This is a genomic window from Pedobacter nototheniae (genome assembly GCF_032678625.1).
In the GTDB taxonomy this organism is placed as follows: domain Bacteria; phylum Bacteroidota; class Bacteroidia; order Sphingobacteriales; family Sphingobacteriaceae; genus Pedobacter; species Pedobacter nototheniae_A.
Genome location: NZ_JAVTSO010000001.1, coordinates 664,199 through 687,455, shown reverse-complemented (window position 1 = coordinate 687,455; position 23,257 = coordinate 664,199). Strand labels below are relative to the sequence as shown.

The following is a 23,257-nucleotide window of genomic DNA, read 5'->3' as shown; positions in this document are numbered from 1 at the left end:
GGTGAACGAGTTGCAGCTGTATAATAAGCGGTTGCCACTCGTTATGGTAATTATAATTTAGCCCTTTTTGCGGTAAGGGTAGAGCCGGCGCTGGCAATAACAACAAAGGCCACCGCTAAACACTCTGTGAAGTTTAGTTTTTCTTGTAAAAATATAAAAGCGCAAATGGATGCTGCCGCAGGTTCTAAACTCATTAAAATACTGAAGGTACGCGAAGGAAGTTGTTTTAAAGCTTTCATTTCCAGTGTAAAAGGAATGGCACTTGATAATAGGGCAAGGGCAGCACCTAAGCCTAATAATTTGGGGTTAAGGTTGTTTAGTCCTCCGCTAAAAATCCCAAACGGAACGATAAGCGCGGTTGCAAATAACATACCAATGGTTACGGCATCGCCACCGTTCATAATTTTAGATATCCTGCCACCCAATAGAATGTAGGCTGCCCAAAATCCACCTGCAGTAAGCGCAAGTAAAGCGCCCACCAGGTCAACACCTTTTCCAGTCCATGGTGCAATTAAAGCGATGCCCGCACCGGCAAGTACAACCCATAGAAAATCAATTACTCTTTTCGAACCAAGGATGGCCACCAATAAGGGGCCAAAAAACTCCAGGGTTACCCCAAGGCCAATCGGAATTCTTTCAATGGCCAAATAAAACACCATATTCATGGCGCCTAATGAAAGCCCATAAGGAATTACGGCTTTCCATTGCTTGGCGGTTAGTTTGCCTAAATTAGGGCGGTAAGCAATAACTAAAATTACGGCAGATAAACCAATTCTTAATGAAGCAGTACCGGCCGCTCCTATTGTAGGAAACAGTCCCTTTGCTATTGCGGCACCAAATTGCACACTTAAAATGGCTAATAATACGGCAGGAAGAGGAGGGATATTGAGTAACTTGCTTTTCATTAATGGATTGGGAAATAAAATGCAAAATTACGCATTTCCAGCCAGGAAAAGGCCTAATAAACCAATTTATACCCTTGTCCTCTTATATTAATAATGAAAATTGCGGGATCATCTTTTAAATATTTTCTCAATTTAGTTATAAATACATCCAGGCTTCTACCTGAAAAATAATCGTTATTGCTCCAAAGCGCATTTAGAATAACATTTCGATCGAGCATGCGGTTCTTATTCAGTACTAACATTTGCAGAATTTCAGCCTCCCTTGTGGTTAACATTTTTTTGTTTTCAGCAAGTTTTAATAGTCCTTCAGGGTAATGGAATTGGTAATTCCCAATCTCAATTACCTGCTTTTTATTTTCCTCTGTTTTAATTAGTAAGCGGTTTTGACTCAGCAAGGCCCTTATTCTTATTATAAGCTCTTCAATACTGAAGGGTTTTTTTAAATAGTCATTTCCGCCACTTTCAAAACCAGTAACCACATCAGCAGGAAGAGATTTTGATGTTAAAAAGATAATTGGTGTTACATAATCCGTTTGCCTGAGCTGTTTAGCAATAGAAAAGCCATTCCCATCAGGTAGCATAACATCCAGTACAACAATATCGGGTTTTACTTTATGGAACAACCCAATTGTTTCTTTGGCAGTTGTGGCATGAAAAACCTCAAAACCTTTTAAAACGAGGGTTTCTTTAACGATTTCAGCGAGTGCGGGCTCATCTTCCGTAAAAAGAATCTTACTTACAGTTGCCATCCCAAGGTGATTTTTGTTCCAACGCCTAACTTACTCTCCATTCTGTACCAGCCATTGTGTAGTTTCATAATTTGCTTTACATAATTTAAACCTAACCCAAAACCTTTTACCGGATGGTTGTTTCCTGTTCCTACTCGATAAAACTTTTCAAATACTACATCTATATCTTTTTCTGCTATACCAATACCATTATCCTCAATTTCTATAACTAAAAAATCATTTCTCTTTAATGCCGTAATTTTGATATTTGCCGCATCGTTTGAATATTTAACAGCATTATCGATAATGTTATTTATTGCATGCTGAAATTGTATTTTATCAGCTTTTATGGAAGTTGTTTTACTGTCGCTTTCATAACTAATAGTTGTATTTTTCGCAGCAGTAATTTCATGTACCTTAATTAATTCGCGAATGCATTCATTAAAATTAAAATCCTCTTTATGCAAGAACGAATCTCCGTTTTGGTAAATGGCAATATTGAGCACTTTATCTACTAAAAGATTTAACCTTTCAATTTCATTTTTAGCATGAAGCAAATACCTGCTGTGCTTATCGTCATTATTTCGAATCTCCGGATTGCTCAATGCCTCAATAGCGACTGTAACAGTGGCAATAGGGGTTTTAAATTCATGAGTAATATTGCTGATAAAATCATTTTTGATAACAGCCAATCTTTTTTCTTTGAAAAGGCTTTTTAAAATAAAAACCATACAAGCCGATACAGTTATAACCATAGCTACGGAGGATAATAACATAAGCCACATACGCGATAATACATATGCAAACGGGCTTTTAAATGCTGCACGTACAAATCGTTGGTCATCAGTATATCTATAGGTTGCAAATGCCTTTGTTACAACAGAATAATCTTTTGATGTAATGGTGCGCTTATTATTGGTACTGTCATTTTTCTTAACGATAAAACGATATGGGACATGAATATTTCTCTCTTTTAAATAAATATTAAAAGCGGGTCTTAAACGGGTTGTGTCAAATTGATACTTTGCAGCCTGGTTAACCATAAAAGCACCCAGCTTTTGGGTTCTGTAGTAAATGCTGTGCGATTCTAAATCCTCTTCTCGCATTAATAAGGCAAGCGTTCCGGCTACATGCTTTCTTACGGTAGTATCTGCGCTGTTCGCCGGTAATGGTTTATTATAGTCATGCAAGGAAAAAGAGGAGGAAAATTTATCTTTGAGGTTGCCTTTTGAAGCTATTGTGTAAATATATTTTTGTTCTTTTTTATCTAACCTCGCACTAATCACAAAAGCATTGGTATCGAGGATTTTACGCTCAATTATATTTTGTATAGTATCGCATCTCAAACTTAGTTCCTTCTTTATGCCATCTTCAAAAGCGAGGTTAATTTCTTTCTCAAAATTTGCGGTTGTGTTGCTGTAATATTTTACAATCCAATAAACCTGTAGCGTCAAAAGGGCAACCATTGCAGTAAAACAGATTAAAATAAGCAGATTGGTGCTTTTTCGCATGCTCAAATGTAGGCTAAATCTGTAAATCTGAAATGTTCATTAACATAATATAACCTAAAATAACATGGAAGATAACCTATTTTGATCCTCCTGTTTTTCAATTTTGAGGAAACAAACTAAAATCATGAAAACAATTTTTCTAAATCTTCTTTTTTGGGTACTAACGTTATCTGCCGTTGCACAAGGATTGCAAATAAAAAATGGCGATCAATTTCCAGCTATACCAATACACAATTTATTTAATGCTCCGGCAAAAGTTATTCAACCGGGTAAAACCAATGAAAATAAAATATACATTTTAAATTTTTGGGGTACCTGGTGTAGTCCCTGTATTCCTGAAATGGATGCTTTGGCTAAACTTCAAAATCAAAATGCTTCAACTATTCAAGTTATTGCCATTTCTAATGACGAACCCGGTAGGTTGGTTAATTTTTTAAAGAAGAAGCCATCAAAACTTTGGCTGGCAAGCGATACATGCTCTACATTTTATCAGCTATTTGGATTTTCGTATGTTGGACAAAGTGCCATCATAAATCCAAAGGGAAAAGTAGTTGCTTTGGTTAAAACCGATTCGATAAACCAAATGATGATCGATAAACTGATCAAAGGTGAAGCTATAAAATCAAGTGCTGTCTTAAAAGAGAAGCCGGCAAACGGAAACGAAGATCTTTTTGCTGTTGATACAACTTTAACCGAGAGTTTTACCATTAGAAGTTACATGGTTGGGCAATCAAGCATGGCTAAAAAATACGGACTCAAAAGCCCTTTTAGAAACAGGAGAATAACTTTTATAAATAATTCGGCCGAAATGATATACCGGGATGCATATGATATTGTTTCACCTAAGCAGGTCGCTTATGAAGTTCCAGAAAAAATGGTTTCTGATTTTGAAAATAAAGAGCGCTTATTTTGCCTCGATTTATTAATTAAACCAAGTAATAAGGATAGCTTATATAACGCACTACAAAATAAACTTGCACAGTTAATGCCTGTAAAAGCAAGGATAGAGCTTAGAGAAATGCCAGTTTATGCCTTAATAAATATTGGTTTTAATCAAAAAGAATCTCATGAAACTGTATTAAGTTATGGTTTTAGTGGCATGGGCTACGAAGGAACTGGTGTTAGTTTGGCTGAGTTTGCCAATGATTATTTAAGCAATGAATTTGATTTGCCTGTGGTTGATGAAACAGGTTTAACACAGCGTTATGATATTAAAACCAATGTGGAAATACGAAACAGGGCAGGGGTAATGAAATCAATAACCGATGTGGGCCTTGATCTGGTAAAGAAGAATAAAAAAATGAGGGTTTTAGTTTTTTATAAATAATTTTAAAACAAAAAGGCACGATTTAATCGTGCCTTTTTGTTTTAGGAGAACAATTCTTGTTCGTCCCGGTCGGCGGTTGGTATTTTCTTTAAAAAATCATCAAAAGATGATCCGATATGATCAGAATAAATACCATATGCATCTAAAATATAGCCAATATTTTTATCCTGATCCTCTACTAAATAAAGAACCGAATTGTCTGCCGGATCAGAATCACCTTCAAAACGGTAAGTTTTAACAATAGTTAAATCTTCTGGTTTGTAAATTTTTCCTAAACTTAATGCCTGCATTTTACCGTGATCAGACATTTTTAATTCGTTATCTTTTCCTTTTAACCTCAGCTTTTCTAAAATCTGACTTAAAGTGTTCATTGCAGTCGACTGTTCCATAGTTATATGATTTTTAATACTAATTAAACAAGTGGCCGCGCAAATGGTTTTCTTAACACGATTAATTAAATTTAATCTGCTTATGCAATTTCCCTCACTTTGCCATCATCATTAAAAACCTAAACGAATATGGCAACTCTAAATGTTCCTCAAAATGGCAAGGCTGTTAAAGGAAGAACTAAAAAACCAACCCCAAGGGTAGATCTTACCGCAATGGTGGATCTGATGTTTTTGCTGACCACTTTTTTTATGCTCACCACTTCATTGGGAAGTTTAAATGCAGCAGAAATAGCAAAGCCTATTCCAAGCGAAGAGCTAATGCCTTTGGCTGCATCGCGGACTATGACTATTTTATTGGGGAAAAACAACAAAGTTGTTTATTATATGGGCGAAATGGAAAAGGGAGAGCTGAAAGTTAGCCCGATGAAAAATATACAACAGGTCATTAGACTAAACAAACAAGTGGTTGCTAAAACACATCAGAATAATCCTGCAAAGCATATGATTGTGGTTATTAAACCAACAAAAACTTCAAAATTTAAGGATTTTGTTGATGTGCTGGACGAAATGAAAATAGGCGCAATAAAATCTTATTCCATTGATGATGAACACATCTCTGATCGGGAGAAAGATTTCATGAAAAGCAAAGGCTTGTAAAGCAAAAAAGCCTTCCCGATTGTTGGGAAGGCTTTAAAATTATTTTATTAAATTCTTAAATGCCAAAAGCAGCTTTAACCTGATCTACGTAATCTAATTTCTCCCAGGTAAATAGCTCTACAGAAACTGTTTTTTCTTCACCGTTTGGTGTTCTGAAAGTTTTACTCACCGTTTCCGATTTACGTCCCATGTGGCCATAAGCAGCAGTTTCGCTATAAATAGGATTTCTTAATTTTAAGCGTTGCTCGATAAAGTACGGACGCATATCAAAAATAGATTCTACAATTTTAGCAATTTCGCCATCTGTTTTATTCACTTTACCAGTACCATAAGTATTAATATAAATACCCATTGGTTTTGCCACACCAATGGCATAAGATACCTGTACCAAAATTTCGTCAGCAATACCTGCAGCAACTAAGTTTTTAGCAATATGACGGGTTGCATAAGCAGCACTTCTATCTACCTTACTTGGATCTTTACCAGAAAAAGCGCCACCACCATGCGCACCTTTACCGCCATAAGTATCTACAATAATTTTTCTTCCGGTTAAACCCGTATCACCATGGGGCCCACCAATAACAAATTTACCGGTTGGGTTAATGTGGTACTCAATTTTATCGTTGAATAAATGTGCATATTGAGGATTATTTTTGATAATTCTCGGAATTAATATATCCACTAAATCTTTTTTGATTTTAGCAAGCATAGTGCTTTCCTCATCAAAATCATCATGTTGTGTAGAAATTACAATGGCATCAATACGGGCAGGTTTATTGTTGTCATCATATTCTAAAGTAACCTGGCTTTTTGCATCCGGACGTAAATAAGTAATTTCATTATTTTCACGTCTTAAAACAGCAAGCTCCTGTAGTAATTTATGAGAAAGATCCAATGCCAAAGGCATAAAATCTTCAGTTTCGTTTGTTGCATAACCAAACATCATCCCCTGATCGCCCGCACCTTGCTCTTCTTTAGTGGTACGGTCAACACCCTGGTTAATATCTTGCGACTGCTCATGAATTGCAGATAAAATCCCACAAGAATTTGCCTCAAACATATATTCGCTTTTGGTGTAACCAATTTTCTTGATTACATCACGTGCAATTTGCTGCACGTCTAAATAAGTTTTAGATTTTACTTCACCTGCTAAAATAACCTGACCTGTTGTAACCAAAGTTTCACATGCAACCTTCGACTCGGGGTCGAAAGCTAAAAAGTTATCAATCAGTGCATCCGAAATTTGATCAGCAATTTTATCCGGGTGGCCTTCAGAAACGGATTCTGATGTAAATAAATACGACATTTATTAAATAATTAATAATATAAATAAACAATTAATATCGCCAATGACCCCTGGAAACAGGTTTTAAAATGATTGAAGGTGGCATTAGCACTTTTTTTTAAGTGGTTGCAATCCGGCTCCAATTAATTAGAGTAGCAAATCAGTCCACTTTTAATGCTGCAAAATTAGCATATTTTCTTTATTTCAAAAATTATAGATTATTTTGTGCCCACATTCAAAAGCTTTGCAAGTCAAAATCAATATCTTATTCATTATAAACCCAATCTCGGGCGGGAAGGGGAAATTACGTATTCCAGCACTTATAGATAGGTATTTGGATAAGGAAAAGTTTAGCCCAAACTTTAGTTTTACGGAGTATGTTGGGCATGCTGCGGAAATTGCAGAGGAGGCTGCGAGCAAAAATTTTGACATAATTGTGGCAGCCGGTGGCGATGGTACTATAAATGAGGTGGCAACAAAAGTTATGCTGCATCAAAAAATACTTGGTGTTTTGCCTTTAGGATCAGGGAATGGATTGGCAAGATTTCTTAAAATCCCTACAGACTTAAAAGAAGCAATACTATTGCTTAATGCCCAAAAAGTGGATAAGATAGATAGTGCAGTCTTTAACGACCGCCCATTTTTTAATTTGGCAGGTATGGGTTTCGATGCGCATTTAAGCTCAGTATTCTCAAACGATAAGAAGAGAGGATTAAGTGGATATTTAAAACTGGGGCTACAGGAAGTATTTAATTATAAGCCACAAGAATACCTGATTAATATAGACGGTGTAGAATATAAACGGAAAGCATTTGCCGTTAGCATTGCCAATTCTTCGCAATACGGCAATGATGTTTTTATCGCACCTAATGCATCTGTAAAAGATGGTTTGCTTGATGTTTGCATCATCAGGCCGTTTTCACTCCTTAAATTACCAGTGTTAAGCTATGTAATGCTAAGGGGAACGGCAGAAACCTCTGATATGATCGAAATTATTAAAGGTAAAAACATTAAAATAATTCGCCAGAAAGAATCCGCTGTGCATGTAGATGGCGAACCCCTGTACATGGGAAAAGATTTAGAAATAAGCGTTAACCCACTATCTTTGCAGGTAATTGTTCCTTAGTAAAACGGTTATTGGTAAAATGTGCCCGTTAATTTATAGTTATGAAACCAAAGAAAAATAATTTAAGCGACTTGGGCGGGATTATGTACTCTACAAATCCTGAATTTGAATACGAAGAAGAAGTGGAGGATACAATAACCCCTCCAAACCAGCAACAGGATTTTCGTGTGCAGCTTGATAAAAGAAATCGTGGTGGTAAAGCGGTTACTTTAATTACAGGCTTTAAAGGCAAAAGTGAAGATTTAGAGGTGTTGGGAAAAATGCTTAAAACTAAATGCGGGGTTGGAGGCTCAGTTAAAGATGGCGAAATCTTAATTCAGGGTGATGTTCGGGATAAAGTTGTTGGCATTCTTCAAAAAGAAGGTTATAAAGTAAAAAAAGCAGGTGGCTAAATATTTCTGTACTTAGTGTAAAATTCGGTTTTTTTAATACCTTTATTCTGGTTTTAATACGCTGATTGTCAATTGTTTAATTGATAGTGTATTTGCTACAATATGTAAAAAATAAGCAAAAAAGGCTCGGTTTTTTGAAAGATATCTTTTTACCTTTGCTCCACTAACTAACTTGTTGTTATGAGCATAAAGAAACTGCAAACGCCTGATTTAGGTTATTTAAATTTAGGAAAAAATGTTGCTGTACATTACCAATTAGCTCCGGCAGAGCTAATTGAAGAAGCATTATTAAATAAAGAAGGAAGCCTGGCATCGTCTGGTGCGCTGGCTATTGATACCGGAAAATTCACCGGAAGATCTCCAAAGGATCGTTTTGTAGTGTGCGATGAAGTAACTGAAAATACCGTTTGGTGGGGTGATGTTAACATTAAAATCACACCCGTAAATTTTGAGCAGTTATTTAATAAAATTACAAGTTACCTGGCCGATAAAGCCATTTATGTAAGAGATTCATCTGCCTGTGCTGATCCGGATTATGCCATTTCCATCAGGGTGATTACAGAAACAGCCTATCAAAACTTATTTGCTAATAACTTATTCATCCGGCCTGAAGAAGAGACTTTAGGTACAACACCCGAATGGACCATTATTGCTGCCCCGGGCTTTTTAGCCGACCCTTCGGTTGATGGGACCAGGCAGGAAAATTTTTCGGTAATCAATTTCAGTAAAAAAATGATTTTGATTGGTGGAACCGGTTATACAGGCGAAATAAAAAAAGGAATTTTTTCAGTTCTTAACTTCATTCTGCCCGTTTATAAAAATACACTATCCATGCATTGCTCGGCTAATGTAGGCGCCGATGGTGACACCGCAATCTTTTTTGGACTATCCGGCACTGGAAAAACAACCTTGTCTGCAGATCCGAAAAGAGGATTAATTGGCGATGATGAACATGGTTGGGGGCAAGATTCTGTCTTTAACTTTGAAGGCGGTTGTTATGCAAAGTGCGTGGATTTAACTGCAGAAAAAGAGCCACAAATCTACAAAGCCATAAAATTTGGTTCTTTATTAGAGAATATCAATTATTTTGAAGGCAGCAGGGATGTAGACTTTTCAAATATCAAAAAGACAGAAAATACCCGCGTAGCCTATCCTATTGATTATATTGACAATGCAATTTTGCCTTCAGTGGCTTCTGTGCCCAAAAATATTTTCTTTTTAACGGCTGATGCATTCGGCGTATTGCCTCCGATATCAAAGCTAAATGTAGAACAAGCCATGTTCCATTTTATGAGCGGTTATACCGCTAAAGTTGCAGGGACAGAAACGGGCATAACCGAACCTCAATTAACTTTCTCTGCATGTTTTGGTAAAGCATTTTTACCACTACACCCGGCTAAGTACGCCGCTTTGCTTGGCGAAAAAATGGAGAAACATCACGTAAATGTGTGGTTGGTAAATACCGGCTGGTCTGGTGGTGCGTACGGGGTAGGGCAGCGGATGAAGCTGAGTTATACCAGGGCGATGATTACGGCAGCGTTAAGCGGAAGTTTAAATCATGTTAACTATAAAGAACATGATGTATTTAAATTAATGATGCCGGTAAGTTGCCCGGATGTTCCGTCGGCAATTTTAGACCCTTCCGAAACCTGGGCAAATAAAGAAGAATATACAATTAAAGCAGAAGAATTAGAAGCGGCATTTTTAGAGAATTTTAAGCAATTCGAAGCGGTGAAACAAGCCGATTCTCCCGAAGAAGCGTTAAAATTGTGCTAATTCGGCTTTAAAATGCATTTTTTCACCGAAAAATTTGCAATTAGGTTTTTTTTTAGTTTTTATTGTGAAAGAATTGCCTCCGGCTGAGGCAATTTTTTTGTTATACGCCATACTGAGGAACCGTAAGCTAAATGATTAAGTAACGATTTAATTGTTTATTGATTTATTAATTTGTAATTTAAAATCAATTTATAAATTTGTTTTTCGCAACAAATCAAGGTGAACAAACGTTGTGAGTATTACAAAAGTGAAAAAAAGCTAAAAAATTAAAAACAAGAACTAAAAACTAAAAATTTAAAAAAAATGGCAAACGCACCAAAACCAACAATTGTTAAAAAAGAAAGCTCTTCAAGTGCAGCAAATTTATTTGCAACGTTCGTTATTCCAATCTGTATCGTAATTGGATTCTGTGTTTGGAGATTCGTGTTCGGGGAAGGCACTAACTTTATTGATGGCGACAGAGAGAAATTACCTCTACCTGGAAACTATCTTGGAACAGCTTATAAAGGAGGCCCAATTGTTGCCATCTTAGTTGGGTTATTATTAGTAGTAATCGTATTCTCAATTGAGCGTTTTATCGTTATTGGTAAAGCAAGTGGAAAATCAAGCTTAGATACTTTCATCCGTAAAGTACAAGGATTATTAAGCGCAGGTAACATCGAAGCTGCAAAAGCAGAATGCGATAAACAACAAGGATCTGTTGCAAACGTAATTAAATCAGGATTGAAAAAATATAGCGAAGTTGAGGCTGACACCAATATGGATGTTGAGCAATCAATCGTTGCGATCCAAAAAGAGGTTGAAGAAGCAACTGCTTTAGAAATGCCAATGTTAGAGCAAAACTTAACTGTAATTGCAACATTAGTATCAATCGGTACATTAGTAGGTTTATTAGGTACAGTAACAGGTATGATCCGTGCATTCGCCGGTTTAGCAAACTCTGGCGCTCCAGATCAGTCGGCATTAGCGGTAGGTATCTCTGAGGCACTTATCAACACAGCAACTGGTATCTTGGTATCAACTGTAGCTATTATCATGTACAACGTGTTAACTTCTAAAATTGACAAGTTAACTTACGCTATTGACGAAGCTGGTTTCAGTATCGTTCAAACATACGCTAGTTCGCATAAATAAAAATTTTGAAAAAATTTTTACCGGCTTTATGGAAAACCGGAAAAAAGATCATCATTATTAAAACTAGTAATTTATATTATGCCTAGAATAAAAGTTAAAAGAACAAGTACAGTAACAGATATGACTGCCATGTGTGATGTGGCTTCACTGTTGCTTACCTTCTTCATCTTAACTGCAACTGCAAGGCAACCCGAACCATTGGCAGTACAAACTCCATCTTCATCGTATGAGTTTAAAGTGCCAGCCGAAAATAACGCCATTTTAACCATTGGCCAGGGAAAGGTTTTCTTTGAAGTAGCAGGAAATAAAGTAAGAGCGAGAACTCTTGAATTAATTGGTAAACAATACAATGTTAATTTTACTCCGGAAGAAATACAACGTTTTTCTGTAATCTCAACTTTTGGTGTGCCAATTTCAGATTTAAAGAAATTTATTGCGATGTCTGGTTCAGACAGGATGAAGAAAGGCGTACAAACAGGTATTCCGACTGATTCTACGGATAATCAGTTAAATTCATGGGTTTTACAGGCTCGTACCGCTACCGCTGAAGTTAATCAACAACCTATGCGTGTAAGTATTAAAGGAGATGCCCAGGAAGAATATCCTGTAATTAAAAAGATCGTTGATGTGCTTCAGAAGCAAAAAGTGAACAAATTTTTGTTGGTTACTAACGCTAAAGCAAAAAAGAAATAAGAAATGGCAGAATTAAATACAGGCGGGAAGAAGGCCACACCAAGGGTTGATATGACTCCGATGGTGGATTTGATGTTTCTTTTAGTAACATTCTTTATCTTAACAACCTCAATCTCTACGCCACAAGCGATGGATATTGTAAAGCCAGATAAAGACGACAATAATAAAGATAACAGGTTGGAGTTAAAAGCATCAAAAACCATGACTATCCTTTTAGGTAAAAAAGATAAAGTTGCATGGTATATGGGCGAAGCTGGTAAAACAGCGCCAACAGTTGAAAATTTATCTATAGTTGATAAATCAATTATTGCAAACAGAAAAATTGCTGATGCATCAGGTGTTAAAGGTGAATTTGTAGTACTTGTAAAACCTACAAGTGGTTCTACCTTTAGAAACTTTGTTGATATTATGGACGATTTGGAAATTCTTAAGGTGAAAGTTCGTCAGATTGATGATGAAAACATCCTTGATAATGAAAAACAGGCTATGAAAGAACAAGGTATTTTATAATAAGTAAAAACAGAAACCATGTCAAAATTAGATATTTTTAGAAAAGAATGGCTTGAAGTAGTTTTTGCTGATAAAAACAAAAACTATGGAGCCTATCAGTTGCGTAAGACCAATGGTGCTAACACAACTAAAGCTTTGATCATTGGTTCTATAATCTTTTTAGTGTTATTTTTCTCACCTAAAATCTATAGCCTTATTAAAGGATCTATAAATACGCAGGATGAGCAGTTAAAAGCGCAGGAAGTAATTATAGCCCCGCCACCACCAGTGGATCCAAAAACTCCACCTCCGCCACCGGTAGAGCCACCCCCACCAAAAGTGGATCAGGTAAAAATGCCACCGGCAATCGTTAAACCAGATAATTTGGTGCGCGATGAGGAACCGCCTACTGTAGAGAAATTGAAAGAGGCAGATCCAGGTCAGCGTGATATTAAAGGTGATCCAACAGCTGATATTGTAATTGCTGAACCAGTAGGTGAAGGACCAAAAAGAGAAGCAGCCGTAGCAGTAGATGATAATAAAGTTTATGACTTTGTTAGTATCGAAAAACAACCTGGTTTTCCAGGCGGTATGCCTAAGTTTTACTCTTATTTAAGTAAAGCAATTAAATACCCGCCAATGGCACAGGAAAATAACGTTCAGGGTAAAGTATTTTTATCTTTCGTTGTTGAAAAAGACGGTAAATTAACAGATATACAAGTTACCCGCGGTTTGGGTAGCGGTACTGATGAAGAAGCTGTTCGTGTACTTAAGGCAAGTCCTCGTTGGGATCCAGGTATTCAGAATGGTAAACCAGTAAGGGTAAAATTCAACATCAATGTTAACTTTACTTTAAATTAGTAGAAAATTAGATGTTAAATTTTGATATCTTCAAGCAAAAATCGCCTAAACAGCGGTTTTTGCTCATTTTAGGCCTTATCATGTTTGTTTTTTACCTGGTAATTGGCTTCGCATGTATCTTTTGGAAAGATCTTCCATTAAACCTGGCAAGACCCTATAAAATTGGGATTGGCATTTTCCTTATCCTTTATGCTTTTGTAAGATTATTAAGCCTTGGAAGGCGTGATTAATTATTGATGAGAAATACCCTTTATATATTTGTTTTACTTGCATTTCTTTCCTGTAAAAGAAAGAACAAGCAAGAAGCCATTGAAGAAACCCGAACAAGCGGGACTTTGAAAATGTTAGTCGATGAAAGTGTTGGACCTCTTGTTCAGCAACAGATAGATGTTTTTAGTTTGGATTACCCCGCGGCTACATTTGAAACAACATATAAACCGGAAGAAAAAATCCTGCCTGCATTTTTGAATGACAGTGTTCGTGTAATTGTATTGCCAAGAATGCTGACCAAAGCGGAAGAAAAATACTATAATCAGCGTAACATCAAAATCAATACTTCGCGTTTTGCCATTGATGGTATTGCATTAATTACAAATGCAGACAATATTGACAGCACAATTAACGTTAGTGAAGTTATTGATATATTGCAAGGTAAAAAGACTGATAAAAAACTCGTGTTCGATAATACGTACTCAAGTACTTTTCAATACTTTAAAAACTTAGCAAATATAAACCAATTCCCTGCAAACGGCGTTTATTCTAAAAATTCAAGCAATGATGTGATTAAACTTGTTGCAAATGATAAAACTTTTATCGGCGTTTTAGGTGTGAACTGGCTTACAGATGTAAATTCGAAAGTGTTGGAAGAACTGGGTAGGGTGAAGACGATGGGGGTTAAAAATATAAAAGGAAAGCCTGGCGATGATCAATTCTATCAGCCAACACAGGATAATTTAATTAGCGGAATTTATCCTTTCTTAAGAAATATTAATATTATTGATTGCGAGGGAAGGAATGGTTTAGGCACAGGATTTGCAACATGGTTAAGAAGTCAGAGGGGACAGTTAATTGTACTTAAATCTGGACTTGCACCACATAAGCTGATGCCCAGGGAAATTAACTTAACTAAAAAATAAGAAAATTATAAATTGAACCACGAAGTAACTAAATTAGGCGCTTCATAATTATTTAAAAACAGAATATCCAATGAAAATTTTAAAGAAAGCAATAACCTTAAATGTAGGTTTAGTGTTGATGGGTTCTGCAGTTTTTGCTCAAAATTTAAACGACGCGAAAAAAGCCATTGACGCTGAACAGTATCAAAAAGCATCATCAATGCTTAAATCATTGGTGAGCTCGCAAGCATCTAACGGCGATAATTATTATAACCTTGGTCTGGTTTATTTAAAAACGGGTTACATTGATTCTGCAAGAGCAGTATTTACTAAAGGTGTAACAGCAGATGCAAAAAATAACCTTAACCTGATTGGTTTGGGAGAGGCTGATTTATTGTCTAATAATCCAACTTCTGCTAAAACTAATTTCGATAAAGCCGTTTCAATGGCTCCAAAGGATTATAAAACTTATTTAGCATTAGGTAAGGCTTATTTATCACAAGATAAACCAGATGATGAGACTTCAAAACCTGATTTTGCAAATGCATTAGCTAATATTACCAAGGCAGATGAGTTAGATTCAAAAGATAAAGATGCAGAAGTGTTTTTAGCTTTAGGTGATACTTATGCTTTACAAAAGAAAAATTCAGAAGCATTAAGCCCTTACTTACGTGTTGGTGATATTGATCCTAACAACAGAAGAGCAAAGACCCAAATTGGGAGAATGTACAAAGAGTCAAGAGCCTTCGCTGAAGGAGAAAAAGAATTACAGGATGTAATTGCTGCTGATCCAAATTACGGCCCAGCTTATCGTGAGTTAGGTGAGTTATACTTACAATGGAGTAGCTTTGGTACAGATAAAGAAAAAGCAGCAAAAGCAATCGAGAATTATAAAAAATACCTTGATTTAACTGATAAGTCATTAGAATCACAATTGCGTTATGCGCAGTTCCTATTTTATGCGAAAGATTTTCAGACTTTAGAGCAAGTAGCATCTGCTATCCAAGTACCTGCTGATAATCCAAAAATTGCAGTAGTATCAAGAATGAAAGGCTGGGCGGCCTACGAGAATAAAAATTATCCTCAGGCTTTAACTAATATGACTGAATTTTTTGCTAAGAATACTGATAAATCTAAAGTTTTAGGTAACGATTATCTTTATTTGGGTAAGGCACAATTAAAAGCCGGACAAGATAGCTTAGCTGTTAATAATATTATTGAAGCAACTAAGTTAGATTCTACAAATGCTGATGCTTTAGCCGAAGCCGGGTTGTCATTGAGAAAAGCTAAGAAATTTGCAAAGGCTGCTGAAATCTTTAAATTGGCGACTAAATATAACCCTAATGGTAAAGGTTCATTAACGAACTATTATTATATTGGTGAAAACAGATTCTATGAGGCATATTATGCTCAAAGAGATAAAAAGCCAGTAAATACTGCTGCTTTAGTTGAAGCTGATTCTGCACTAAGTCATTTAAATCAAGTACAACCAGATTTTGCTTTAGCCTATATTATGAGAGGTAGGATTGCGAATATATTAGACGATCAGACCAATCCTAAAGGTACAGCTATTCCTTTTTATGAGAAATTTATCAGTATGGTTAAGCCTGAAGAAACAGCTGCAAACAAAGCTAATTTAAGTGAAGCATATGATGTTTTAGGTTCTTGGTACACTAATAAAGATAAAACTAAAGCAATTGAATACTTTACTAAGAGTATTCAAATCGATCCAGCTGGAACTTATGCTCCAGCTAAGTTAAAAGAATTACAAGCACCAGCTCCTCCAAAGGGAAAAGGTAAGTAATAAATAATATTTAAAAATAAGAAAAGGCAGGGTTTGGTTATCCTGCCTTTTTCTTTTACTTTTGCAGTAGAAAAATAAAAGATTATGCAAGCGCAAAGTGCCCCAATAGATTTCTTACCCATTATATTTCAAGTAGTTGTTGCTTTAGGATTTGTAGTTACAACTTTGGTTGCAACACATTTTTTAGGCCCAAAGCGTAAAACAAGCGATAAACTTGAAACGTTTGAGGCTGGTATAAAAGTGGTGGGTAATGCGCGTCAGCCATTCTCTATTAAATATTTTGTGGTGGCTATTCTTTTCGTTTTATTCGATGTAGAGGTAATCTTTATGTATCCATGGGCTGTTAATTTCAGAACATTAAGAATGGACGGAATGATTGAGATGTTCATATTTATGGGGACACTTCTTTTAGGTTTTATTTATGTAATTAAGAAAAAGGTTTTAGACTGGAACTAATTTGCTTGTTGTGCTCAGTTTGAGTTTAGATGAAAACGGCGAATAACCACAACAAATAGTGTGTATTAACTACACTTACTTCTCATAGCGTTCATTTATTTAGAAAGGTTCTAAATCAGGTTAAGCTTGTTCGAATGCCTTTAAAATATTGTAAATTTGTTGCTCATTCTGTAAAAGGATGAGCATTTTTTGTTTATAAACATGAGTGAAATTAATATAGTAGATGCGCCGCCGGGAACAGAAGGGCCTGGCTACTTTGCCACCTCTTTAGATAAAGTGATTGGTTTGGCTCGTTCAAACTCCTTATGGCCGCTTCCATTTGCAACTTCATGTTGTGGAATTGAATTTATGGCAACGATGGGTTCTCACTACGATTTAGGTCGTTTCGGTGCAGAGCGTTTAAGTTTCTCCCCCCGTCAGGCCGATGTTTTAATGGTAATGGGTACCATCGCAAAAAAGATGGCCCCGGTATTAAAACAAGTCTATATCCAAATGGCAGAGCCACGTTGGGTAATGGCTGTTGGAGCCTGTGCAAGTAGTGGTGGTATTTTCGATACCTATTCTGTTTTGCAAGGTATTGATGAAGTGATCCCTGTCGATGTTTACGTTCCGGGATGCCCGCCAAGACCAGAGGCTATTTTAGATGGCTTTCAACGTATTCAGGATTTAGTTAAAAACGAATCGGGCAGAAGAAGAAACTCTGATTATTATAAAGAACTTTTAGGTCAATACGGCATTAAATAATGGAAGAAACGACTCTAAATAACAATATTTTAGCGAAGCTTAATGAGAAATTTGGCGAAAAGGTAACTGCGGTTTCTGAGCCTTATGGTTTGTTAACTTTTGCAACTACGAAGGATGTTATTATCAATGTACTTTCGTTTCTTAAAAACGATTTAAGCTTTAATTTCTTAACCGATATTACTGCTGTTCATTATCCTGGAAAAGATCATGGTATTGCAGTGGTTTACCACTTGAACAATATGGTAGAGCGGGTGAGAATCAGAATCAAAGTTTTTATCTCAGAGCAAAATCCAACCATCCCTACGGCAACAACGGTTTGGAAAGGTGCCAACTGGATGGAGCGCGAAACTTATGATTTCTTTGGGGTTAAGTTTGAAGGACATCCTGATTTACGCAGAATATTAAATATGGATGATTTAGGTGTTCACCCAATGCTTAAACAATATCCACTGGAAGACCCGAACAGGGTAGATAAAAAAGACGAATTTTTTGGAAGGTAATATATATGAATCATAACCATCCGGTATTTACAGATAACGACCCGCAAAGTGAGCTGGTAACCTTAAACTTAGGCCCAACCCACCCTGCAACCCACGGTGTTTTTCAAAACGTTTTGCAATTAGATGGCGAACGTATTGTAAGCGGCGTTTCAACCATTGGGTATATTCACCGTGCTTTCGAAAAGATTGCCGAACACCGCCCGTTTTATCAAATTACACCATTAACCGATCGATTGAACTATTGTTCATCACCCATTAACAATATGGGCTGGCACATGACGGTTGAAAAGTTGTTGAATATCCAGATGCCAAAACGTGTAGATTATCTGCGCGTTATCGTAATGGAGCTTTCACGCATTGCCGACCACATTATCTGTAACACGATTATTGGTCAGGATACGGGAGCAACAACTACATTCCTTTACCTTTTCCAGTTTCGTGAACATATTTACGAAATCTTTGAAGAGGTTTGTGGAGCGCGTTTAACAACAAATATTGGTCGTATAGGTGGCTTTGAAAGAGATTTCAACGATATCGCTTTTGCGAAAATCAATAAATTTTTAAAAGAATTTCCGGTAGCTTTAAAAGAATTCGAAAACCTTTTAACCCGTAACCGTATTTTTATCGATAGAACAGCTGGCGTTGCTGAAGTAACCAAGGAAGCTGCTTTAGAATATAGCTGGACTGGGCCGCTTTTACGTGCAACCGGTGTAGATTACGATGTGCGTGTAAGCGATCCGTATTCTTCGTATCAGGATTTTGATTTCGAGGTTCCGGTGGGTACAAGTGGCGATATTTACGATAGATATTTAGTGCGTAACGAGGAAATGTGGCAGAGTTTGCGCATTGTTGAACAGGCTTTAGAAAAATTAAAATCAGAACCAAAAGGTATTTTCCATGCCGATGTTCCTGAATTTTACCTTCCTCCAAAACAAGAGGTTTACAACAATATGGAGGCATTAATCTATCACTTCAAAATTGTGATGGGCGAAATTGATGCACCAAAAGCAGAAGTTTATCACGCTGTAGAAGGTGGAAATGGCGAATTGGGTTTCTATCTGATTAATGATGGCGGCCGTACCCCATACCGTTTACACTTCCGCAGACCAAGTTTTATAAATTACCAGATGTTTGCACCAATGAGCGAAGGCATGTTATTGTCTGACGCCATTATAAACATGAGTAGTATGAACATTATTGCAGGAGAATTAGATGCTTAAAGTAGAAGAACAAACACCTGTAGTGTTTTCATCAGAATTGCTGACCAAATTTGATGATATTAAAACGCGTTACCCAGCAGATAAAAGTAAATCTGCTTTGTTACCATTATTACATTTGGTGCAAGCCGAATACCTTTGGGTACCTACATCAGCAATGGATAAAGTTGCCGAATATTTAAACATTCAGCCAATTGAAGTGTATGAGGTAGCAACATTTTACAGCATGTACTTTTTAAAACCTCAAGGTAAATATGCTTTGGAGGTTTGCCGTACAGGTCCTTGTTGCTTAGTTGGTGCAGAAAAGATATTAGATCACTTGGAAAATAAGTTGGGTATTAAAGAGGGAGAAGTTACAGCAGATGGCTTGTTCAGCTTTAGAGGAGTAGAATGTTTAGCCGCCTGCGGTTTTGGTCCGGTATTGCAAATTAGCCCGGAATATACTTTCTACGAAAACCTGACGACCGAAAGTGTAGATAAATTGATTGAAGATTTGACAAATAAGTCCTAAGTCGAAAGTCTTAAGTCGCGAGTCATATCAGATTCAAGACTATGGACTACAGACTACAGACTATAGACTAATAGAAATGTCTCGAAAACTGTTACTTGAGCATATAAACGTACCAGGCATCAATACACTTGAGGTCTATCGCCAAAAAGGCGGGTACCGTGCCGTAGAAAAAGCCCTTAAAACTTTAACACCTGAAGAGATTGTTGAAGAAGTTAAGAAATCAGGCTTACGCGGTCGTGGTGGTGCGGGTTTCCCAACCGGGATGAAATGGAGCTTCTTAGCCAAGCCGGAAGGTGTTGCACGCTATTTGGTGTGTAACGCAGATGAATCTGAGCCGGGAACCTTTAAAGACCGCTATTTAATGACCTACATTCCTCATGCTTTAATTGAAGGAATGATTGTTGCGAGTTTTGCCTTAGGCGCAAAAGTTTCTTACATCTACGTTCGTGGCGAAATGATGCCTCAAATCCGTATCTTGGAAAGAGCAATCGCCGAAGCAAAAGCAGCCGGGTGGTTGGGTAAAAATATTTTAGGTACAGGTTACGATCTCGAATTATATGTTCAGCCGGGTGGTGGCGCTTACATTTGTGGTGAAGAAACCGCATTGTTAGAGTCGCTTGAAGGCAAAAGAGGTAATCCACGTATTAAACCGCCATTTCCGGCTATTGCAGGTTTATATGGTTGCCCAACAGTGGTAAACAATGTTGAGTCCATTGCTGCAGTAGTGCCCATTATTAACGATGGTGGCGATGAATATGCAAAAATTGGTATTGGTAGAAGTACCGGTACAAAATTAATATCAGCATCGGGTAATTTAGTAAAACCAGGTGTTTACGAAATCGAATTGGGTTTACCAGTAGAAGAATTCATCTATTCTGATGAGTACTGTGGTGGTATTGCTAATGGAAAACGATTAAAAGCAACGGTTGCAGGTGGTTCATCTGTGCCGATTTTACCAGCTAACCTTACATTGAAATACGCTAACGGCGAACCTCGTTTAATGAGTTACGAGTCATTGTCTGAAGGTGGTTTTGCTACCGGAACCATGATGGGATCAGGCGGTTTTATTGCTTTTGATGAGGATCAGTGCATTGTGCGTAATACCTGGAATTTCTCCAGATTTTATCATCACGAAAGTTGCGGGCAATGTTCGCCTTGCCGCGAAGGTACCGGATGGATGGAAAAAGTATTACACAAAATCGAACATGGCCATGGCAGCATGGAAGATGTAGATTTGCTTTGGGATATTCAACGTAAAATTGAAGGAAATACCATTTGCCCACTGGGAGATGCTGCAGCATGGCCGGTAGCCAGTGCAATCCGTCATTTTAGAGATGAATTTGAATGGCACATTAAAGAGCCAGTTAAGAGCCAGCAACAAAATTATGGTATTGCGAATTATGCAGTGCCGATAGAAAAAGCTCCGGTAACGGAAGAAAAATAGATTTGAGGTTGTTTTTGCAACCTTAGGCTAAACGTCATTGCGAGGAACGAAGCAATCCTAATGCGATAGACTTTAACAAGAAAAAAGATTGCTTTTGTCCTTAATAACGGCATAAGCATAAAAAACAAAATGATTATCATTAACCATGAGTGAAAAAGTTAAGGTTACGATAGATGGAATAACAGTAGAAGTTGATAACGGAACTACGATCCTGAATGCCGCAAGGCAAATAGGAGGTGATATCGTTCCGCCAGCAATGTGCTATTATTCTAAATTAGAAGGAAGTGGCGGTAAATGCCGTACCTGTATAGTTAAGGTTACCAAAGGTTCTGAAAAAGATCCTCGCCCAATGCCTAAGTTGGTCGCTTCTTGCCGTACAACAGTAATGGATGGGATGGAAGTACTTAACATTACTTCACCAGAAGTTTTGGAAGCACGTGCAGGTGTTGTAGAGATTTTATTGATTAACCATCCGTTGGATTGCCCGGTATGCGATCAGGCCGGAGAGTGCGATCTTCAAAACTTAGGTTACGAACATGGTTTACAAAAAACCCGTTACGAATTTGAGCGCCGTACCTTTGAACGTATCGATATAGGTGATAAAATCCAACTGCACATGAACCGTTGTATTTTGTGCTATCGTTGTGTTTTTACAGCCGATCAGATTACCAATAAACGTGTTCATGGTATTTTAAACCGTGGCGATCATTCTGAAATTTCTACTTATATCCAGCAGGCAGTTGATAACGATTTCTCCGGAAACGTAATTGATGTTTGCCCGGTGGGTGCTTTAACCGATAGAACTTTCCGTTTTAAAAACCGTGTTTGGTTTACCAAACCTGTTGATGCACACCGCAACTGCGACCATGAAAAGTGCAACGGTAAAGTAACGCTTTGGTACAAAGGAGAAGATGTTTTGCGTGTTACTGCCCGCAAGGATCAATTTGGAGAGGTGGAAGAATTTATCTGTAATACCTGCAGATTTGATAAAAAAGCAACTTCCGACTGGACTATTGAGCACCCAACGCATATTGATGATACTTCGGTAATTGCATCAAACCACTACGAAACGCTAATTCCGCTTCCGGTTATTAAACCAAATGCGGCATTACAGGCAGCAAACGAAATTGAATTACATAAAACAGTTAAATACTAATGGATAGCAGTTTTATCATAGAAAAATTTATTCTGGTTGCTGTAATTTTCGGCATCAGCTTAGTCATTGCCATGTACTCTACCTATGCAGAGCGTAAGGTAGCTGCATTTTTGCAGGATCGTTTAGGTCCAGACCGTGCCGGTCCTTTCGGTATTTTACAACCCCTGGCAGATGGTGTTAAAATGTTTATGAAAGAGGAAATTATTCCTACTACATCAAACAAATGGTTATTTATTGCTGGCCCGGGTTTAGCTTTACTGTGTGCCTGTATTGGTACGGCAGTTATTCCTTGGGGAAGCCCGATGGTTATTGGCGACAGAGTAATTCCTTTACAGGTTTCTGATATCAACGTTGGGGTATTGTACATTTTTGGTGTTGTTTCTTTAGGCGTTTACGGCGTAATGATTGGTGGTTGGGCATCAAACAATAAGTATTCTTTGCTAAGTGCTATACGTGCAGCATCACAGAATATCAGTTATGAAATTGCGATGGGTTTATCAATAATTGCTTTGCTTTTAATGACCAATACCTTAAGCTTAAAAGAAATTGTAAATCAGCAACATGGATGGCATTGGAATGTATTATATCAACCGTTAGGGTTTTTAATATTCATGGTATGTTCTTTTGCAGAAACCAACCGTGCGCCTTTCGATTTACCAGAGTGTGAAACGGAATTAATTGGTGGTTATCATACAGAGTATTCTTCCATGAAATTGGGTTTTTACTTATTTGCTGAATACATTAACATGTTTGTATCATCGGCGGTAATGGCTGCATTATATTGGGGTGGGTACAATTATCCGGGAATGGACTGGGTAGCTACACATGCAGGAACAACATGGGCACCGCTTATCGGAACTGCAGTTTTCTTTGCAAAAATATTTGCTTTCATCTTTTTCTTTATGTGGGTTCGATGGACAATCCCTCGTTTCCGTTACGATCAATTGATGAACTTAGGCTGGAAAGGATTGATACCTTTGGCTATTGCCAACATTATAATAACAGGAATTGTGATTGCGATTATTGAGAAGTTTTAA

The 23,257-nt window shown here is 37.2% G+C and carries 24 protein-coding genes; 19 read left to right on the top strand and 5 right to left on the bottom strand.

From position 1 onward, the window contains the following. Nucleotides 1-50: 50 nt before the first annotated feature. The 3 genes from R2Q77_RS03120 to R2Q77_RS03110 are packed head-to-tail and all read right to left on the bottom strand — an operon-like array spanning nt 51 to nt 3,144. Nucleotides 51-905, bottom strand: a complete 855-nt coding sequence (locus R2Q77_RS03120) for a DMT family transporter (RefSeq protein WP_316802245.1) — start codon at nt 903-905, stop codon at nt 51-53. Nucleotides 906-958: 53 nt separating this feature from the next. Further along, the gene (locus tag R2Q77_RS03115) at nt 959-1,654 is read right to left on the bottom strand and encodes a response regulator transcription factor (RefSeq protein ID WP_316802244.1); all 696 of its coding nucleotides are present in this window, start codon (nt 1,652-1,654) and stop codon (nt 959-961) included. Beyond that, the gene (locus tag R2Q77_RS03110) at nt 1,642-3,144 is read right to left on the bottom strand and encodes a HAMP domain-containing sensor histidine kinase (RefSeq protein WP_316802243.1); all 1,503 of its coding nucleotides are present in this window, start codon (nt 3,142-3,144) and stop codon (nt 1,642-1,644) included. Before R2Q77_RS03110 ends, R2Q77_RS03115 begins: the two co-directional genes overlap by 13 nt. Nucleotides 3,145-3,268: 124 nt before the next feature. Here R2Q77_RS03110 and R2Q77_RS03105 point away from each other — a divergent pair, with 124 nt between their 5' ends. Further along, complete coding sequence (locus R2Q77_RS03105; RefSeq protein WP_316802242.1) at nt 3,269-4,471, top strand: redoxin domain-containing protein; 1,203 nt, start codon at nt 3,269-3,271, stop codon at nt 4,469-4,471. A gap of 41 nt (nt 4,472-4,512) precedes the next feature. On the opposite strand, the gene R2Q77_RS03100 is transcribed toward R2Q77_RS03105, so the two are convergent. Then, nucleotides 4,513-4,860: a hypothetical protein gene (locus tag R2Q77_RS03100; protein ID WP_131538327.1), complete on the bottom strand. Its 348-nt coding sequence runs from the start codon at nt 4,858-4,860 to the stop codon at nt 4,513-4,515. 129 nt (nt 4,861-4,989) lie between these two features. Between R2Q77_RS03100 and R2Q77_RS03095 the strand changes: the two genes are divergently transcribed. Beyond that, entirely contained in the window at nt 4,990-5,517 is a 528-nt protein-coding gene (locus R2Q77_RS03095) for a biopolymer transporter ExbD (protein WP_316802241.1), read from the top strand. A 55-nt stretch (nt 5,518-5,572) separates the two neighbouring features. On the opposite strand, the gene metK is transcribed toward R2Q77_RS03095, so the two are convergent. After that, on the bottom strand, nt 5,573-6,823 hold the full coding sequence (gene metK / locus R2Q77_RS03090) for a methionine adenosyltransferase (RefSeq protein WP_316802240.1): 1,251 nt from the start codon (nt 6,821-6,823) through the stop codon (nt 5,573-5,575). Between the two features lie 202 nt (nt 6,824-7,025). Here metK and R2Q77_RS03085 point away from each other — a divergent pair, with 202 nt between their 5' ends. The 17 genes from R2Q77_RS03085 (at nt 7,026) to nuoH (ending at nt 23,257) form a co-directional block, all read left to right on the top strand. Further along, nucleotides 7,026-7,928 carry a diacylglycerol/lipid kinase family protein gene (locus R2Q77_RS03085; RefSeq protein ID WP_316802239.1) on the top strand — a complete coding sequence of 301 codons (903 nt, stop codon included), beginning with the start codon at nt 7,026-7,028 and terminating at the stop codon, nt 7,926-7,928. 41 nt (nt 7,929-7,969) lie between these two features. After that, nucleotides 7,970-8,320, top strand: a complete 351-nt coding sequence (locus R2Q77_RS03080; RefSeq protein ID WP_316802238.1) for a translation initiation factor — start codon at nt 7,970-7,972, stop codon at nt 8,318-8,320. A gap of 180 nt (nt 8,321-8,500) precedes the next feature. Further along, nucleotides 8,501-10,096, top strand: a complete 1,596-nt coding sequence (gene pckA, locus R2Q77_RS03075) for a phosphoenolpyruvate carboxykinase (ATP) (protein ID WP_316802237.1) — start codon at nt 8,501-8,503, stop codon at nt 10,094-10,096. A 303-nt stretch (nt 10,097-10,399) separates the two neighbouring features. Continuing rightward, on the top strand, nt 10,400-11,230 hold the full coding sequence (locus tag R2Q77_RS03070; RefSeq protein ID WP_316802236.1) for a MotA/TolQ/ExbB proton channel family protein: 831 nt from the start codon (nt 10,400-10,402) through the stop codon (nt 11,228-11,230). Between the two features lie 78 nt (nt 11,231-11,308). Continuing rightward, on the top strand, nt 11,309-11,923 hold the full coding sequence (locus tag R2Q77_RS03065) for a biopolymer transporter ExbD (RefSeq protein ID WP_316802235.1): 615 nt from the start codon (nt 11,309-11,311) through the stop codon (nt 11,921-11,923). A 3-nt stretch (nt 11,924-11,926) separates the two neighbouring features. Beyond that, the gene (locus tag R2Q77_RS03060; RefSeq protein WP_316802234.1) at nt 11,927-12,433 is read left to right on the top strand and encodes a biopolymer transporter ExbD; all 507 of its coding nucleotides are present in this window, start codon (nt 11,927-11,929) and stop codon (nt 12,431-12,433) included. Nucleotides 12,434-12,451: 18 nt separating this feature from the next. Further along, nucleotides 12,452-13,273, top strand: a complete 822-nt coding sequence (locus R2Q77_RS03055) for a TonB family protein (protein WP_316802233.1) — start codon at nt 12,452-12,454, stop codon at nt 13,271-13,273. A gap of 236 nt (nt 13,274-13,509) precedes the next feature. Further along, nucleotides 13,510-14,409 carry a substrate-binding domain-containing protein gene (locus tag R2Q77_RS03050; protein WP_316802232.1) on the top strand — a complete coding sequence of 300 codons (900 nt, stop codon included), beginning with the start codon at nt 13,510-13,512 and terminating at the stop codon, nt 14,407-14,409. A gap of 70 nt (nt 14,410-14,479) precedes the next feature. After that, nucleotides 14,480-16,192 (top strand): tetratricopeptide repeat protein, encoded by a 1,713-nt coding sequence (locus tag R2Q77_RS03045; RefSeq protein WP_316802231.1) that lies wholly within the window; start codon nt 14,480-14,482, stop codon nt 16,190-16,192. A gap of 84 nt (nt 16,193-16,276) precedes the next feature. After that, nucleotides 16,277-16,648: an NADH-quinone oxidoreductase subunit A gene (locus tag R2Q77_RS03040; RefSeq protein ID WP_131538340.1), complete on the top strand. Its 372-nt coding sequence runs from the start codon at nt 16,277-16,279 to the stop codon at nt 16,646-16,648. A gap of 201 nt (nt 16,649-16,849) precedes the next feature. Beyond that, nucleotides 16,850-17,392: an NADH-quinone oxidoreductase subunit B gene (locus tag R2Q77_RS03035; protein ID WP_039472971.1), complete on the top strand. Its 543-nt coding sequence runs from the start codon at nt 16,850-16,852 to the stop codon at nt 17,390-17,392. Further along, nucleotides 17,392-17,892, top strand: a complete 501-nt coding sequence (locus tag R2Q77_RS03030; RefSeq protein WP_316802230.1) for an NADH-quinone oxidoreductase subunit C — start codon at nt 17,392-17,394, stop codon at nt 17,890-17,892. Before R2Q77_RS03035 ends, R2Q77_RS03030 begins: the two co-directional genes overlap by 1 nt. A gap of 5 nt (nt 17,893-17,897) precedes the next feature. Continuing rightward, a complete protein-coding gene (locus R2Q77_RS03025) occupies nt 17,898-19,112 on the top strand; it encodes an NADH-quinone oxidoreductase subunit D (RefSeq protein ID WP_316802229.1) in 1,215 nt (404 codons plus the stop codon). Next, nucleotides 19,105-19,620, top strand: coding sequence for an NAD(P)H-dependent oxidoreductase subunit E (locus tag R2Q77_RS03020; RefSeq protein ID WP_316802228.1), 516 nt, complete (start codon nt 19,105-19,107; stop codon nt 19,618-19,620). The genes R2Q77_RS03025 and R2Q77_RS03020 overlap by 8 nt, the downstream gene beginning before the upstream one ends. 76 nt (nt 19,621-19,696) lie before the next feature. Next, nucleotides 19,697-21,064: an NADH-quinone oxidoreductase subunit NuoF gene (gene nuoF / locus R2Q77_RS03015; protein ID WP_316802227.1), complete on the top strand. Its 1,368-nt coding sequence runs from the start codon at nt 19,697-19,699 to the stop codon at nt 21,062-21,064. 145 nt (nt 21,065-21,209) lie between these two features. After that, entirely contained in the window at nt 21,210-22,220 is a 1,011-nt protein-coding gene (locus R2Q77_RS03010; protein ID WP_316802226.1) for a 2Fe-2S iron-sulfur cluster-binding protein, read from the top strand. Beyond that, a complete protein-coding gene (nuoH, locus tag R2Q77_RS03005; protein ID WP_316802225.1) occupies nt 22,220-23,257 on the top strand; it encodes an NADH-quinone oxidoreductase subunit NuoH in 1,038 nt (345 codons plus the stop codon). Before R2Q77_RS03010 ends, nuoH begins: the two co-directional genes overlap by 1 nt.

What these genes read in the sequence shown, in the direction of transcription:
- nuoF (WP_316802227.1), top strand. Translation starts at nt 19,697, where the DNA reads ATGTCTCGAAAACTGTTACTTGAGCATATAAACGTACCAGGCATCAAT.
- R2Q77_RS03070 (WP_316802236.1), top strand. Translation starts at nt 10,400, where the DNA reads ATGGCAAACGCACCAAAACCAACAATTGTTAAAAAAGAAAGCTCTTCA.
- R2Q77_RS03010 (WP_316802226.1), top strand. Translation starts at nt 21,210, where the DNA reads ATGAGTGAAAAAGTTAAGGTTACGATAGATGGAATAACAGTAGAAGTT.
- pckA (WP_316802237.1), top strand. Translation starts at nt 8,501, where the DNA reads ATGAGCATAAAGAAACTGCAAACGCCTGATTTAGGTTATTTAAATTTA.
- R2Q77_RS03105 (WP_316802242.1), top strand. Translation starts at nt 3,269, where the DNA reads ATGAAAACAATTTTTCTAAATCTTCTTTTTTGGGTACTAACGTTATCT.
- R2Q77_RS03115 (WP_316802244.1), bottom strand. Translation starts at nt 1,654, where the DNA reads ATGGCAACTGTAAGTAAGATTCTTTTTACGGAAGATGAGCCCGCACTC.
- R2Q77_RS03025 (WP_316802229.1), top strand. Translation starts at nt 17,898, where the DNA reads ATGAATCATAACCATCCGGTATTTACAGATAACGACCCGCAAAGTGAG.
- R2Q77_RS03065 (WP_316802235.1), top strand. Translation starts at nt 11,309, where the DNA reads ATGCCTAGAATAAAAGTTAAAAGAACAAGTACAGTAACAGATATGACT.
- R2Q77_RS03120 (WP_316802245.1), bottom strand. Translation starts at nt 905, where the DNA reads ATGAAAAGCAAGTTACTCAATATCCCTCCTCTTCCTGCCGTATTATTA.
- R2Q77_RS03055 (WP_316802233.1), top strand. Translation starts at nt 12,452, where the DNA reads ATGTCAAAATTAGATATTTTTAGAAAAGAATGGCTTGAAGTAGTTTTT.
- R2Q77_RS03045 (WP_316802231.1), top strand. Translation starts at nt 14,480, where the DNA reads ATGAAAATTTTAAAGAAAGCAATAACCTTAAATGTAGGTTTAGTGTTG.
- R2Q77_RS03080 (WP_316802238.1), top strand. Translation starts at nt 7,970, where the DNA reads ATGAAACCAAAGAAAAATAATTTAAGCGACTTGGGCGGGATTATGTAC.
- R2Q77_RS03110 (WP_316802243.1), bottom strand. Translation starts at nt 3,144, where the DNA reads ATGCGAAAAAGCACCAATCTGCTTATTTTAATCTGTTTTACTGCAATG.
- metK (WP_316802240.1), bottom strand. Translation starts at nt 6,823, where the DNA reads ATGTCGTATTTATTTACATCAGAATCCGTTTCTGAAGGCCACCCGGAT.
- R2Q77_RS03050 (WP_316802232.1), top strand. Translation starts at nt 13,510, where the DNA reads ATGAGAAATACCCTTTATATATTTGTTTTACTTGCATTTCTTTCCTGT.
- R2Q77_RS03095 (WP_316802241.1), top strand. Translation starts at nt 4,990, where the DNA reads ATGGCAACTCTAAATGTTCCTCAAAATGGCAAGGCTGTTAAAGGAAGA.
- R2Q77_RS03035 (WP_039472971.1), top strand. Translation starts at nt 16,850, where the DNA reads ATGAGTGAAATTAATATAGTAGATGCGCCGCCGGGAACAGAAGGGCCT.
- R2Q77_RS03100 (WP_131538327.1), bottom strand. Translation starts at nt 4,860, where the DNA reads ATGGAACAGTCGACTGCAATGAACACTTTAAGTCAGATTTTAGAAAAG.
- R2Q77_RS03030 (WP_316802230.1), top strand. Translation starts at nt 17,392, where the DNA reads ATGGAAGAAACGACTCTAAATAACAATATTTTAGCGAAGCTTAATGAG.
- R2Q77_RS03060 (WP_316802234.1), top strand. Translation starts at nt 11,927, where the DNA reads ATGGCAGAATTAAATACAGGCGGGAAGAAGGCCACACCAAGGGTTGAT.
- R2Q77_RS03040 (WP_131538340.1), top strand. Translation starts at nt 16,277, where the DNA reads ATGCAAGCGCAAAGTGCCCCAATAGATTTCTTACCCATTATATTTCAA.
- nuoH (WP_316802225.1), top strand. Translation starts at nt 22,220, where the DNA reads ATGGATAGCAGTTTTATCATAGAAAAATTTATTCTGGTTGCTGTAATT.
- R2Q77_RS03020 (WP_316802228.1), top strand. Translation starts at nt 19,105, where the DNA reads ATGCTTAAAGTAGAAGAACAAACACCTGTAGTGTTTTCATCAGAATTG.